The sequence below is a fragment of the Algibacter luteus genome (assembly GCF_900141715.1).
Lineage (GTDB): Bacteria > Bacteroidota > Bacteroidia > Flavobacteriales > Flavobacteriaceae > Arenitalea > Arenitalea lutea.
In genome coordinates this window covers 404,846-419,632 of the sequence record NZ_FQYK01000003.1, presented here as the reverse complement: position 1 = coordinate 419,632, position 14,787 = coordinate 404,846, and the positions used below count along the sequence as shown (strand labels likewise).

At 34.0% G+C, this 14,787-nt stretch carries 10 protein-coding genes; 5 read left to right on the top strand and 5 right to left on the bottom strand.

What is annotated here, in order from left to right; all coding sequences use genetic code 11:
• Positions 1-4: 4 nt before the first annotated feature.
• The 3 genes from BUA46_RS08000 to BUA46_RS07990 all read right to left on the bottom strand — a co-directional run bounded on the left by BUA46_RS08000 (position 5) and on the right by BUA46_RS07990 (position 2,891).
• Positions 5-343: a P-II family nitrogen regulator gene (locus tag BUA46_RS08000; protein ID WP_019386779.1), complete on the bottom strand. Its 339-nt coding sequence runs from the start codon at positions 341-343 to the stop codon at positions 5-7.
• A gap of 160 nt (positions 344-503) precedes the next feature.
• The gene (locus BUA46_RS07995; protein WP_019386780.1) at positions 504-1,790 is read right to left on the bottom strand and encodes an ammonium transporter; all 1,287 of its coding nucleotides are present in this window, start codon (positions 1,788-1,790) and stop codon (positions 504-506) included.
• Between the two features lie 90 nt (positions 1,791-1,880).
• A complete protein-coding gene (locus BUA46_RS07990; protein ID WP_019386781.1) occupies positions 1,881-2,891 on the bottom strand; it encodes an outer membrane beta-barrel protein in 1,011 nt (336 codons plus the stop codon).
• A gap of 509 nt (positions 2,892-3,400) precedes the next feature.
• Between BUA46_RS07990 and gltB the strand changes: the two genes are divergently transcribed.
• Complete coding sequence (gene gltB, locus BUA46_RS07985) at positions 3,401-7,915, top strand: glutamate synthase large subunit (protein WP_019386782.1); 4,515 nt, start codon at positions 3,401-3,403, stop codon at positions 7,913-7,915.
• A 4-nt stretch (positions 7,916-7,919) separates the two neighbouring features.
• Positions 7,920-9,383 (top strand): glutamate synthase subunit beta, encoded by a 1,464-nt coding sequence (locus BUA46_RS07980; RefSeq protein ID WP_019386783.1) that lies wholly within the window; start codon positions 7,920-7,922, stop codon positions 9,381-9,383.
• A 65-nt stretch (positions 9,384-9,448) separates the two neighbouring features.
• Here the strand turns inward: BUA46_RS07980 and fbp are convergent, their stop codons facing one another.
• Positions 9,449-10,459: a class 1 fructose-bisphosphatase gene (gene fbp, locus BUA46_RS07975; protein WP_019386784.1), complete on the bottom strand. Its 1,011-nt coding sequence runs from the start codon at positions 10,457-10,459 to the stop codon at positions 9,449-9,451.
• Between the two features lie 120 nt (positions 10,460-10,579).
• Between fbp and BUA46_RS07970 the strand changes: the two genes are divergently transcribed.
• From BUA46_RS07970 to BUA46_RS07960, 3 genes are read left to right on the top strand one after another with little or no spacing between them, the layout of a single operon-like run.
• Positions 10,580-11,059, top strand: a complete 480-nt coding sequence (locus BUA46_RS07970; RefSeq protein WP_019386785.1) for a GNAT family N-acetyltransferase — start codon at positions 10,580-10,582, stop codon at positions 11,057-11,059.
• Positions 11,060-11,099: 40 nt separating this feature from the next.
• Positions 11,100-12,350, top strand: coding sequence for an aspartate kinase (locus BUA46_RS07965; RefSeq protein ID WP_019386786.1), 1,251 nt, complete (start codon positions 11,100-11,102; stop codon positions 12,348-12,350).
• A 22-nt stretch (positions 12,351-12,372) separates the two neighbouring features.
• Positions 12,373-14,199: a GNAT family N-acyltransferase gene (locus BUA46_RS07960; protein ID WP_019386787.1), complete on the top strand. Its 1,827-nt coding sequence runs from the start codon at positions 12,373-12,375 to the stop codon at positions 14,197-14,199.
• Positions 14,200-14,266: 67 nt separating this feature from the next.
• Here the strand turns inward: BUA46_RS07960 and BUA46_RS07955 are convergent, their stop codons facing one another.
• Positions 14,267-14,719, bottom strand: a complete 453-nt coding sequence (locus BUA46_RS07955; RefSeq protein WP_019386788.1) for an NINE protein — start codon at positions 14,717-14,719, stop codon at positions 14,267-14,269.
• Positions 14,720-14,787 lie beyond the last annotated feature (68 nt).

The window sequence follows — 14,787 nt, the reverse complement described above, 5'->3', positions numbered from 1 at the left end:
TTTTTTATTTTAAAGTGTTTCCACCCTTTTCTCCTGTTCGTATTCTATAACACTCTGTAACGTCTGAAACAAATATTTTTCCGTCTCCTACCTCCCCTGTACTTGCAGATTTAAGTATGGCGTTAATTGTTACTTCTTCAAAATCATCGTTAACAACGATAGCTAAATGTCTACGTTGAATATCGCTAGTACTGTAAGACACACCTCTGTAAACATGTCCTTCTTTTTCATTACCAAGACCCGTTACATCCCAGTAAGAAAAAAAGTTCACACCAACATCATGTAAAGCTTCTTTTACTACACGATACTTTGATTTTCTAATGATTGCTTCAATTTTTTTCATAATTCAATAAATATCTTATAATTGTTTAGTTTGTGAAAATAGTAAAATTTTAATTTTTCAAATAACTCAATAAATAACCTGTATTATTTATTTGTATTAAATCAAAAGACACCTTGCATGAAGCAAGGTATCTTTTAGAATTATAAATTTTATGTTTTGATTATTCTTCAATCTCTCTTTGTCTCTTACCTGGGTAAGCAATAGAACCATGTTCTGTCCAGTCAAGGCCTGCAATTTCTTCAGCTTCAGTAACTCTTAAGCCAACAGTCTTTTTCATAATAAATAAGAAAATGAATGATAAACCAATGGCCCAAACAGCATAAGCTAAAACTCCAATGGCCTGAGCTCCTAATTGAGCAGCTCCACCTCCATTAAAGATTCCAATACCAGCATCACCATCAACACCCCAAAGACCTATTACCAAGGTTCCCCAAGCTCCAGCAACACCATGTACAGAAATAGCACCTACAGCATCATCAATTTTTAAAGTTTTCTCAACAAATCCAATAGATAACACAACAAGAATACCTCCTAATAAACCAGCTAAAACAGCACCGCCTTCAGTCATATTACCACATCCAGCAGTAATACTTACTAAACCTGCAAGCGCACCGTTTAAAGTCATACTTAAATTAGGCTTACCGTTTTTAATCCACGTAAATAATAAGGCACTTAAAGCTCCAGCAGCAGCAGCTAAATTAGTTACTAATACTACTTGAGAAGCAGCAGTAGCATCATCGCCACCCCATGCTAATTGAGAACCACCATTAAAACCAAACCATCCTAACCATAAGATGAATACACCTAAAGTAGCGTACATTTGGTTATGACCATGCATTTCAATTGGTTTACCGTTAAGGAATTTTCCAATTCTAGGACCAACCATCCACGCAGCAACTAAAGCTGCCCATCCACCTACAGAGTGAACAATAGAAGATCCAGCAAAATCGATAAATTCTGCAGGCATAATACCATCAGTATTATTTAACCATCCACCATTCCATTCCCAACCACCAGCGATTGGATAAATGAAAGCCGTTAGTAAAATACTAAATATAGCATAAGTTGTATATTTTGTTCTACCAGCAATAGCACCAGAAACTATAGTGGCGGCAGTTGCGGCAAATACAGTTTGGAAAAATAAATCGGCAGCACCTTGCGAAAATGTAAACCCGCCCCAGTGGAAAAATCCTCCACCAGTATCACCACCATACATTAATGAATATCCTATAAACCAGAAAGCTAAAGAACCAACTGCAATATCTAGGAAGTTTTTCATTGCTATGTTAACAGCATTTTTTGAATCTGTCATTCCAGACTCCACAAGAAAGAATCCTGCTTGCATAAAGAATACTAAGATACCAGAAATAAGCATCCATAACATTCCCATATCGCCTTCAGTAGCGGCTGTATCTTGTATAATTAAAGGGATATTTAATATTGACATAATAAATAATTTTTAGGGTTAGTTAATTAATAAAAGCAAGCCCTCATTTAGAGAACTTGCCTTTATTCTCTTTATTTTTTGTATAATTCCTTAGAATGATACGATTGCAGCTAAAGTAAATGCAGCTAAGCTATCAGCAGGTAAGCCATCATTATCAATTACATTACCTAATAAGCCTCCATCAGCATTAGTTAAAGCATCTAATCTTATTTCTGGCTTAATAATTAAGTTTTCAATAGTATAGCTCCCAGTTAAAGTTGTAGCGAATACACTTGGTAAATCATCACCATCTCCGTGTAATGCGAAATATTCACCTCTTAAACCTATTGAAAAACTATCAGAAGTTGCTAACTGTGGGTATAATGCAGCGCCGTAAAATCCTTCGCCATCATTATCATTGTAAGCAGCATTGATACCTAAGAAAAAGTCATCAGATACATCAAAACCACCTGTGTAATCGATTTCAAAACCTAAACCACCCGCATTTCCACTATCATAGTATAAGTTTAAATACTGTCCGTAAAACCCTAATTGAGCTCCAAGCGCATATTCACCACTCATAGAAATATTGTTAGTATCCCATGGGTTAGTAATCGCTAACATTAAACTAAAGTCATCGCTTAACGTAAAATCAGCTTTTAAACCTACATGCGAAAAAGGACCGCTTGAGAACAAATAAGAACAGCTGTAGTTAAAATTTGCTGCAGGAGCAATAACTTCATATCCTAAGAAGGTATTAAATCTACCCATTGTTAAGGTAGTTCCTTCAGATACATTCCAGTATACATAAGCTTGATTAACAATACCATCAACAATATCAGTATTAAATGTCGCACCCGCACCTCTTGGTCCAGTTACTAAATCAAGAACAGCACCTACTTTTTCACCTTCGTAGCTCGCTATAACATTTGCCATACCAACAGCAAAACCTGATTGATCTGCAAAAGCAGTTCCGAAAGATGGCGCATCATTATCAGGAGCTGTTAAATAAGTTTGGTAGTAAGCATCAACTGATCCACTTATAGTTAATTTTTTTGCATCTTCTTGTGCAAATAACGCTGTTGCTACAAAAAGCATTGAAAGTGTAATAAATTTTTTCATCATTGTTTTCTTTTTAAGTTATTTAATTTCAAAAGATCTAGAGTTGGTTTCTTCATAGTTTTTAAAATTCTAGATCCATTTTTACTTAAGAACGGGGTAAAACTATGTTAAAAACATTTAACCCCCATAAAAAATAGGGGTAATTGATTCATTTTTATCAATTACATAATTTTACCCCTATTTTTTTAGGGGTATTCATCAAATAAAATAAAATTTTACAGATTCAACAATCGCGAGAATTGAATTATTGTCAGTATTTTTTGCGTTTTTATGCTATAATTGCCATTTCTTAATTAGATTCTTAACATAAATTCACATATCTGCATTTATTAACAATTTTTTTAGGTTTGAATATTTATTAAAAAAGCGGAGTAATATTGATATATAATTATTTTTATAACCCATTGGCTTCTAAAATCGAAATAATGAAATATACCCTATTGTTAATTAAATTCTAGGGCGTATCTTAGCTTTTCAACTCAAGTTTTTAAACTAATTTATTGTTGATTATGATTAAGAAGCAAGGACTTTATTTACCAGAATATGAACACGAAAACTGTGGCGCAGGTTTTATTTGTAATCTTAAAGGAGAGAAAACAAATCAAATCATTCACGATGCGTTAGAAATTCTGGTAAAACTAGAACACCGTGGCGGTGTAAGTGCTGATGGAAAAACTGGTGATGGTGCTGGTTTATTAATTGATATCCCTCACGATTATTTTAAACGCGTTTGCGATTTTAGCATTCCAGAACAAAGAGAATATGCCGTTGGTATGGTGTTTTTACCTAAAGTGACCAATCAATATAATTATTGTAAAACAACTTTTGAAAATGAAGTTAAAGCGCAAGGTCTTTCAATATTAGGATGGAGAAAAGTTCCTGTAGACTCTAGGCAACTTGGTGAAATTGCACTAGCATCAGAACCAAATATTGAGCAGCTTTTTGTTGGCAAAACTGAAGAAATTGATGAAGCTACTTTTAAAGCTAAATTATATGCAGCCAGAAAAATAACAGAACACGCGATAAGAAATTCTAAGATTTCTGAAAGTGGTTATTTCTACGTGCCAAGTTTATCAACTACTACCCTCATATACAAAGGCATTATTATGCCTGAAGATATTGGACCATATTATACCGATTTACAACAAATAGACTTGGTGACAAGATTAGCGTTAGTTCATCAACGTTTCTCTACAAACACTATGCCTACTTGGGAGTTGGCACAACCATTCCGTTTTATGTGTCAGAATGGAGAAATTAATACGCTTAGAGGGAATGTAAGTAGAATGCGTGTGCGCGAAGAAATTATGAAAAGTGATGTTTTCGGGCCTCAAATTGATAAATTATTCCCAATAATTTTACCTGGAAAATCAGATTCTGCTTCTATGGATATGGTGGTAGAGTTATTAACACATACCAATCGCTCACTTCCTGAGATTATGATGATGATGATTCCTGAAGCTTGGGAAAAACACGCCACCATGACTCAAGATAAAAAAGCCTTCTACGAGTATAACGCTTGTATTATGGAACCTTGGGATGGTCCTGCATCTGTTCCTTTTACAGATGGTGATTACGTTGGTGCTTTGTTAGATAGAAATGGTCTAAGACCATCAAGGTATACTGTTACTAAAAGTGGCAAATTAATCATGTCTTCTGAAATTGGTGTAGTAGAAGTTGATCCTGAAGATGTTCAAGAACATGGTAGATTAGAACCAGGAAAAATGTTCTTGGTAGACATGAATGAAGGCCGTATTATTGAAGATGAAGAAATTAAAAGTAAAATTGTTTCTGAAAGACCATATAAAGAATGGTTAGACAAAACACGTTTGCATTTAAAAGATGTGCCTTACACAAACGAAACTTGTCCTATTGAAACTATCGATATAAAAACAAGACAGCGCTTATTTAACTATACTTTTGAAGATATTCAAGAAGTAATAACGCCAATGGCGCAAGTTGGTAAAGAAGCGTTAGGGTCTATGGGTATAGATACCCCACTAGCTGTTTTATCTGATAGGCCACAACTCATTTCTAATTACTTCAAGCAATTATTTGCGCAGGTAACAAACCCGCCTTTAGATGGGATTAGAGAAGAAATTGTTACCGATATAAGTTTAAATTTAGGTAAAGACAGAAACATTTTCAGCATTACAGAAAGACAATGTAGAAAATTAAGAATACAAAACCCTGTAATTTCTAATGCCGATTTAGAAAAAATCAGAACCATTCAAATTGAAAGCTATAAAGCAGAAACGATACAAATGCTTTACCCAAAAGCTAAAGGGATGAATGGTTTAGAGGATGCTTTGGAAGATATCATTGTTCAAATTGAAAAAGCAATCGATCGAAAAACAAATATTATTATTCTTTCAGATAGAGGAGTTAATCAAGAATTTGCTCCTATTCCGGCATTATTGGCTTGTTCTTATGTAAATCATCAGTTAAATCGTTTGCGTAAGCGTTCGTATTTCGATATTATCATTGAATCCGCAGAACCTCGTGAACCTCATCATTTTGCTACTTTATTTGGCTATGGCGCAAGTGCTATTAACCCTTATATGGTAAACGAAATTATCAGAATGCAAGTAAAAGAAGGCTTCATTACTGGTATGGACGAGCAAAAAGCTGTAGATAACTTTAACAAAGCTATAGGAAAAGGGATTTTAAAAATCATGAACAAAATAGGAATCTCAACACTGCATTCGTATAGAGGTTCTCAAATTTTTGAAATCGTAGGTTTCAATTCTCAATTTGTTGAAAAGTATTTCCCATACACCGCTTCAAGAATAGAAGGTATCGGGTTGTATGAAATAGAGAAAGAAATAGATCAACGTTATAAACAAGCTTATCCAGATAATGCCATTAATAGAAAACTAGGTTTAAATATTGGTGGCGATTATAGATGGAGACGTAACGGCGAAAGACATTTATTTAACCCTACAACAGTTTCTAAATTGCAACAAGCAGTAAGGTTAAGTGATCAAGCAAGTTATGATGTTTATGCTAAAGCAATTAATGAGCAGTCTGAAAACTTAATGACAATACGAGGGTTATTTGAATTTGATAACTTAGATCCTATTCCAATCGAGGAAGTTGAACCATGGACTGAAATAGTTAAAAAGTTTAAAACCGGAGCCATGTCATACGGTTCTATTTCTCGTGAAGCACATGAAAATTTAGCCATTGCTATGAACCGTATTGGAGGAAAGTCCAATTCTGGTGAAGGTGGAGAAGATAGAAAACGTTTCCAAAAAGACGTTAATGGCGACAGCCGAAATTCAGCAATAAAGCAAGTAGCTTCTGGTCGATTTGGAGTAACTTCACATTACCTTACAAATGCCCAAGAGATTCAAATTAAAATGGCTCAAGGCGCTAAACCAGGTGAAGGTGGTCAATTACCAGGAGAAAAAGTTTTACCTTGGATTGCCGCTGCAAGAAATTCAACACCGTTTGTTGGATTAATTTCGCCACCACCGCATCACGATATTTATTCTATTGAAGATTTGGCACAATTAATTTTCGATTTAAAGAATGCCAATCGTGAGGCTAGAATAAATGTAAAATTAGTTTCAGAAGTTGGAGTAGGTACTATTGCTGCAGGTGTTGCAAAAGCTAAAGCAGATGTCGTATTAATTTCTGGTTATGATGGTGGAACTGGAGCCTCTCCGTTAACATCATTAAAACATGCAGGTTTACCTTGGGAACTTGGTTTATCAGAAGCTCAACAAACTTTGGTATTAAATAACCTAAGAAGTAGAATTGTTGTAGAGTGCGACGGTCAATTAAAAACTGGTAGAGATGTTGCTATTGCAGCGCTTTTAGGTGCTGAAGAATTTGGATTTGCCACAGCTCCATTAGTGGCTTCAGGATGTATTATGATGCGTAAATGTCATTTAAATACCTGTCCGGTAGGAATTGCAACTCAAGATAAAGAACTTCGAAAAAACTTTAAAGGTACACCAGAACACGTTATTAATTTCTTCTATTACATTGCTGAAGAATTAAGAGGTATCATGGCACAATTAGGGTTTCGAACGCTTGCTGAAATGGTTGGGCAGACCCATAAAATTAACGCTAATAAAGCTATAAAACATTATAAAGCTAAAGGCTTAGATTTATCAAGTATACTGCATAGACCTGCTGCCTATAGACAACTAACTGTTAGGAACACAGAAAAGCAAGATCATAATTTAGATAAAGTCATTGACTTTAAAATATTAAAGGACTCACATAGAGCTTTGTATCGAAAAGAAAAAATGAATTTGGCTTATCCTATAAATAATATTAATCGTACGGTGGGTGCTATTGTAAGTAACGAGATTTCTAAAATCTACGGACACCTTGGTTTGCCTGAAGATACTTTAAATATTAATTTCACAGGCTCTGCCGGACAAAGTTTTGGTGCCTTTGGAGCTCACGGATTAACGTTTACTGTTGAAGGAAATACTAATGATTACCTTGGTAAAGGGCTTTCTGGAGCTAAACTTATTGTTAAAAAACCAGCTAAAGCAGATTTCTTAGCAGAAAAAAATATTATTGTTGGTAATGTTTGCTTGTTTGGGGCAGTTCAAGGTGAAGCTTTTATAAATGGTATTGCAGGAGAACGTTTTGCAGTTCGTAACTCAGGCGCAACTGCGGTTGTTGAAGGTGTTGGAGATCATTGTTGCGAGTATATGACGGGAGGTAAAGTTATTGTTTTAGGAAAAACAGGTAGAAACTTTGCTGCAGGTATGAGTGGTGGTATCGCTTATGTTTACGACCCTGAAAATAAATTTGTAAACGGTTTATGTAATACCGAAACAATAGAATTTGAAGATATTAGTACTGAAGATGCTAATGATTTAAAACAAACTATTAAAAAGCACGTGCTTTACACAAACAGTAGTTTAGGTACAAACTTGCTAGAAAACTGGGATACAAGTTTAGGCCATTTTGTAAAAGTGATGCCAATTGAATATAAACGTGCATTAAAACGTTTAGAGACTGAAGAACCAATGGTAGAAGAATTAACAACAGCATAGTGTCATGGGAAAAGTAACAGGATTTAAAGAATTTGAAAGACAAGATGAAACTTACACGCCGGTAAAAGACCGTGTAAAACATTATAAAGAATTTACAGTACCATTAAATGAGCCTGAACTACAAAAACAAGGTTCTCGTTGTATGGATTGTGGTATCCCTTTTTGCCATAGTGGATGCCCATTAGGGAATTTAATTCCAGATTTTAATCATATGGTTCATCAAGGTGAATGGCAAAAAGCTTCTTGGATATTACACTCAACTAATAATTTTCCAGAGTTTACAGGAAGGTTATGTCCAGCTCCTTGCGAAAAATCATGTGTTTTAGGAATCATTGAAGACCCTGTATCTATAGAAAATATTGAAAAAAATATTGTAGAACGTGCCTTTAAAGAAGGGTGGATTAAACCACAACCACCAAAAACTAGAACAGGTAAAACTGTTGCTGTTGTAGGTTCTGGTCCAGCTGGGTTAGCCGCTGCCCAACAACTAAATAGAGCAGGACACACGGTTACCGTATTTGAACGAGACGATGAAATTGGAGGTTTATTACGTTACGGTATTCCTAACTTTAAAATGGAAAAAGAGATCATTGATCGTCGATTAGCCATTTTAGAAGCTGAAGGCATTTCCTTTAAAACCAATGTTAACGTAGGTGTAAACTACGATGTTGAAGAATTAAAGGCATTTGATTCGGTTGTTTTATGTGGTGGAGCAACAGAAAGACGAAGCCTACCAACACCAGGAATTGATGCCGATGGAGTTGTTCAAGCTATGGATTTCTTAACGCAACAAACTAAAGTTTTGTTTGGTAAAAAAGTAGAAAACCAAGTTTTAGCAACTGATAAAAACGTTATTGTAATTGGTGGCGGAGATACTGGTTCAGATTGTATTGGTACTTCAAATCGTCATGGAGCAAAATCGGTTGTTAATTTTGAAATTATGCCAAAACCACCTGGGCATCGTTCGCCAACAACACCATGGCCTTTTTGGCCATTACAACTCAAAACATCTTCATCTCATGAAGAAGGAGTGGAACGCAATTGGCTTATAAACACCAAAGAATTTGTAAAAGATAAAAACGGAAAGTTAACAGCTCTAAAAACTGTAAACGTAGAATGGAAAATGGTTCCTGGAGAGCGTCCGCAACTTATAGAAATACCTGGTACAGAAAAAACATGGCCTTGTGATTTAGCATTGCTTGCATTAGGTTTTACTGGTCCTGAAAGTACACTTGCAGATAAACTAGGTATTGAAACTGACGCACGTTCCAATTATAAAGCAGAATACGGAAAATACCAAACTAATATTCCAAATATATTTACAGCTGGCGATATGCGTCGTGGGCAATCTTTAATAGTTTGGGCTATTTCTGAAGGTAGAGAAGCAGCAAGACAGGTGGATATTTATTTAATGGGTAAAACCAATTTACCAACGAAAGACGAATCTGGAGATTTAGTTGCAATGTAAATTATGAACATTTATAAATAAAAAAAAGCGAACTGTTTAGTTCGCTTTTTTTTATTCGTCTCTATTTATTTCAGAGCGTCAGTCATAAACTCTTCTGCTTTTTTAACCATATTTCTACTTCCACAAATAAATGGCACTCGTTGGTGCAATTCAGTTGGTTCTATTTCCATAATTCGGGCATACCCATCACTTGCTAATCCATTAGCTTGTTCTGCTAAAAACGCCATTGGGTTACATTCATATAACAAACGTAATTTACCATTTGGATTTTTAGAACTCTGTGGATATAAATAAATTCCGCCTTTAATCATATTTCTATGAAAATCTGATACCAATGATCCAATATATCTCGAGGTATAAGGTCTATCTTCTTCCTCTTTCTGACAGTATTTTATATAATTTTTTATCCCTTGAGGAAAATGAATATAGTTTCCTTCATTCACAGAATATATATTGCCATCCTCAGGGAATTGCATATCAGGATGTGATAGATAAAATGAACCTATTGCTGGGTTTAAGGTAAAACCATTTACGCCATCACCAGTAGTGTAAACCAACATAGTAGAAGTACCATAAACAATGTAACCAGCAGCTACTTGTGCATCTCCTTTTTGTAAAAAATCTTTTAACGAAACAGGTGTGCCAACTGGTGTTACACGTCTATAAATTGAAAAGATAGTACCAACTGATACATTAACATCAATATTAGAAGAGCCATCCAATGGATCAATGAGTACAATATATTTGTTTTGATGATTTTCATCTTGACTATTAATACTTATAAAATCATCTTCCTCTTCACTAGCAATTCCACAAACAATATTTCGCTTTGTAAGCGTTTGAATAAACTTTTCATTCGCATAAACATCTAATTTTTGCTGGTCTTCACCTTGAATATTCGTATCTCCTGCAGCCCCTATAATATCAACTAAACCCGCCTTATTAACTTCATGGTTTACAATTTTTGCAGCTAATCTTAATGAATTAAGAAGGCTAGATAATTCACCAGAAGAATACTGGAATGACGATTGATTTTCAATTATAAACTCTCCTAAGGTTTGCTTTTTATGGGCCATATCTTTGGTTTTTTAGATAATACAAATATTATAAAAAAATAGGAGATTTCAACGTTTTCAGTTAATATAACGGTTCTAAATAATGAAGTTTAAACTATATTTGAAATAATTATATAAAATATGAATTTCACAATAAGAAATGCCAAGAAAGAAGATATGCCTGCCGTTTTAGAATTAATAACGGAATTAGCAATATTTGAAAAAGAACCAGATGCGGTAGAAGTTACTGTAAAAGACTTGGAAGAAGATGGTTTTGGAGAACAGCCTGCATTTCATTGTTTTGTTGCAACTGTAAATTCTAAAATTGAAGGTATAGCTCTAATTTATAATCGTTATTCGTCATGGAAAGGAAAAATTATCCATCTTGAAGATTTAATAGTAAGTCAGGCCATGAGAGGAACAGGGTTAGGAACTGCCTTATTAGATATAGTTGTAAAATACAGCTACGATTTAGGTGTTAAACGCATCAATTGGGAAGTGATTGATTGGAATGAGAGTGCCATCGCATTTTACGAAAAAAAAGGCGCCAAAGTATTACGAGATTGGGATGTTGTTTGGCTAGACGAGGCAGGTATAAAAAATTATGTGGCAAAACTATAATACCGATAATATTAATTAAATAAGTAAAAATTGGTATCATATGCAAGTTTTTAAATTTGGTGGAGCATCTGTTAAAGATGCTAAAGGTGTAAAAAATTTAGCTTCTGTTTTAAAAAAAGTAGGACATAAAAACACTTTAATTATAGTATCTGCAATGGGAAAAACTACCAATGCTATAGAGGGTGTCATTAAAAATTATTTTGAAAACAAAACCGAATTACAAAGTGCTATTCAGGAAGTAAAAAAATTTCATAATGAAATTCTACTAGATTTATTCGAGAATGTTAACCATCAAGCCTTTAAAAAAGTAAATGATTTATTTGACGAATTAAATGGGTTTTTTAAATCTAATAAATCGCCTGATTATAATTTTGTATACGATCAAGTTATAGGATTTGGAGAATTAGCTTCTACCACCATAATCAGTGAATATTTAAATTCTATTGACATAAAAAATACTTGGTTAGACGTTCGAAATCATATAAAAACTGATAATTATTACAGACGCGCAAATGTAAATTGGGCTGAAACTCAAAAACTTATTTCATCAAATTTTAATAAATCGGTTTTAAATATCACCCAAGGTTTTTTAGGAAGCGACGATAATAATTTCACCACAACGCTGGGTAGAGAGGGTAGTGATTATACGGCAGCCATATATGCTTACTGCCTTAATGCAGAACAAGTAACCATTTGGAAAGATGTTCCTGGGGTTTTAAATGCAGACCCTAGATATTTTGAAAATGCTCAGTTATTAGAAAATATATCGTATCGAGAAGCCATAGAATTGGCATTTTATGGTGCATCGGTAATTCATCCAAAAACGTTACAGCCTCTGCAAAGAAAAGAAATCCCATTGTATGTCAAATCATTTTTAAACCCTGAGTCTGCAGGCACACAAATTGGTAAAAATGTAACTTTAAAACCTATGATACCTTGTTTTATAGTGAAAAAAAACCAGGTTTTAATTTCATTGTCATCATTAGACTTCTCTTATATAGTAGAAGAAAATATCAGCGAAATTTTTACACTCTTACATAGGTATAAGATGAAAGTTGATGTTATTCAAAATTCGGCCATTAGTTTTTCTGTATGTGTTGATAATATTTATAATAATTTGGATAAATTGTTACAGCAATTAAAAGCAAAATTTAAGGTGAATAGTCATAAAAACGTGTCGCTTTATACGATTCGTCATTATAATCAATCGGCAATAAATCAAATTGAAAAAGGTAAAACCGTATTGCTTAAACAATTAACCCAAGAAACTGTTCAAATTATAACTAAATAGTTTATTTAGTACATTTACACTCATGAGTAAACCACAAGATATAGGATTGGTAAATGCAAAAGAAGTCGCAAAAGCTATTCAACTCGATAAATATGGCTTTATAGGCACGTTTATTGGTTGGCTTTTAATGAAAGTTCTTAAAATATCTACATTAAATAAAATATACAAGCGCAACAAACACCTTAGTGAAATTCCTTTTTTAGATGGTATACTAGGCGATTTTCAAATTAAATTTGAAATTCCCGATGAAGATTTAAAACGCTTACCAAAAGAAGGCCCATACATTACTATTTCTAACCATCCACTAGGTGGTATTGATGGTATTTTACTTTTGAAATTAATGCTAGAGCAACGCAAAGATTTTAAAATAATAGCCAATTTTTTACTTCATAGAATTGAGCCATTGAAACCTTATATCATGCCTGTTAATCCTTTTGAAGATAGAAAAGATGTGAAATCTAGTCTTTCTGGGTTTAAAAGTGCCATACTACATTTAAGAGATGGACATCCTCTAGGTATTTTTCCAGCTGGTGAAGTTTCAACTTACAGAGATGGTAAGTTGGTGGTAGACAGACCTTGGGAAGAAGCTGCCATGAAGCTAGTAAGAAAAGCGGAGGTGCCCGTTGTTCCAATCTACTTTCACGCCAAAAACAGTAAATTATTCTACAAGCTTTCTAAAATTAGCGATACGTTTAGAACCGCTAAATTACCTTCAGAATTATTAACTCAAAAAAGGCGAACCATCAGAGTACGCATTGGAAAACCCATTTCTGTTGCCGACCAAAAAGAACACAATACACTAGAAGATTTTACCGAATTTTTAAGACGTAAAACCTATATGTTATCGAATGCATTTGAAGATAAACCAAAAATACTAGATAATATTTCATCGAGTTTAAAAACACCTAAAGCACCTAAAAACATAGTAACACCCGTTGAAAATGGGTTAATGACCAAAGAGGTTGACGCCCTTAGAGAAAATGATTCAAGGCTACTACAAAGTAAAAATTACGAAGTGTTTTTAGCACAAGCCGAAAAAATTCCGAATATCCTGCGTGAAATAGGAAGGTTGCGAGAAATTACCTTTAGAGAAGTTGGTGAAGGCACCAATGAAGCTATAGATTTGGATGCTTTTGATAATTATTACCACCATATGTTCCTATGGGACAACGAAAATAATGTGCTTGCCGGCGCTTACAGAATGGGGTTAGGTTCTCAAATTTATGAACGCTATGGTATTGATGGTTTTTACCTGCAAGATTTATTTAGGTTTGAACCCGAATTGCATAAAATGATGAGCCAATCTATAGAGATGGGTCGTGCATTTATAATTAAAGAATACCAACAAAAACCAATGCCTTTATTTTTACTTTGGAAAGGTATTGTTCACACCACTTTACGTTTTCCTGAACATAAATATTTAATTGGAGGTGTTAGTATTAGCAATCAGTTTTCAAACTTCTCAAAATCTTTGATGGTAGAATTTATGAAATCACATTATTACGATCCGTACATAGCTCAATACGTGCATCCTAAAAAGGAATTTAAGGTAAAACTAAAAGATGCAGATAAAGATTTTGTTTTTGATGAAGCTGAAGCAGATTTAAATAAGTTTGATAAATTTATTGATGAAATAGAACCAGGTGCGTTGAGACTACCTGTTTTGTTAAAAAAATACATCAAGCAAAATGCGCGTTTGGTAGCGTTTAATGTCGATCCGTTGTTCAATAATTCGGTTGATGGATTGATGTATATAAGAATTGCCGATCTTCCTGAAAGCACGGTAAAACCTGTTATGGAAGAATTTCAAGCAGAATTAGAACGAAAGTTAGAAAACAAAGGAGACTAAACAACTTCTGTTTTAATAAAAAAAGCCAAAATATAAATTTTGGCTTTTTTTCTTTTAAGTTGTTCAATTAGAACCAAGGCTTTTTACCTACCTGATAGGTGTTATAAAATTCAACGTCTGATTTAGTTAAATAAATTATACCTTCTATAAGTCCAACTATACCCATTAAACCTACACCCATTCCGCAGGTAAAACCTCCAATTACTAAAGTAACAATTAGCATTATAATACCTTCTTTATTATACCCCAATATAAATTTATGAATACCTAAGGCTCCTAATAAAATGGCTAAAACGCCTGCAAGAATTTTTTTATTTTCTCCCGAGGCTTTATCAAATGCTTCTTTTGCACCCTCTGTAAATTCCGAAGCTGTTTCTTTTGCTTCATTTGCAAATTCTTTTGCCTTCTCTTTAGCTTCTCCTGCTAAGTCTTCAGCTTTATTCGCCGCTTTTTTTGCGCCTTCTTTAGCGTCGCCCAACATATCGTTTAAATCGTCGCTTAAATTTTTTTCATCAGCCATTCTGTAATAATTTTGGTTAGACTATAAAGTTAATAAAAAACTCCTTTACTTATAAGTCATTTAAATTA

Coding starts and splice junctions, on each gene's coding strand:
- BUA46_RS08000 (WP_019386779.1), bottom strand. CDS start 343: ATGAAAAAAATTGAAGCAATCATTAGAAAATCAAAGTATCGTGTAGTA.
- BUA46_RS07995 (WP_019386780.1), bottom strand. CDS start 1,790: ATGTCAATATTAAATATCCCTTTAATTATACAAGATACAGCCGCTACT.
- BUA46_RS07990 (WP_019386781.1), bottom strand. CDS start 2,891: ATGAAAAAATTTATTACACTTTCAATGCTTTTTGTAGCAACAGCGTTA.
- gltB (WP_019386782.1), top strand. CDS start 3,401: ATGATTAAGAAGCAAGGACTTTATTTACCAGAATATGAACACGAAAAC.
- BUA46_RS07980 (WP_019386783.1), top strand. CDS start 7,920: ATGGGAAAAGTAACAGGATTTAAAGAATTTGAAAGACAAGATGAAACT.
- fbp (WP_019386784.1), bottom strand. CDS start 10,459: ATGGCCCATAAAAAGCAAACCTTAGGAGAGTTTATAATTGAAAATCAA.
- BUA46_RS07970 (WP_019386785.1), top strand. CDS start 10,580: ATGAATTTCACAATAAGAAATGCCAAGAAAGAAGATATGCCTGCCGTT.
- BUA46_RS07965 (WP_019386786.1), top strand. CDS start 11,100: ATGCAAGTTTTTAAATTTGGTGGAGCATCTGTTAAAGATGCTAAAGGT.
- BUA46_RS07960 (WP_019386787.1), top strand. CDS start 12,373: ATGAGTAAACCACAAGATATAGGATTGGTAAATGCAAAAGAAGTCGCA.
- BUA46_RS07955 (WP_019386788.1), bottom strand. CDS start 14,719: ATGGCTGATGAAAAAAATTTAAGCGACGATTTAAACGATATGTTGGGC.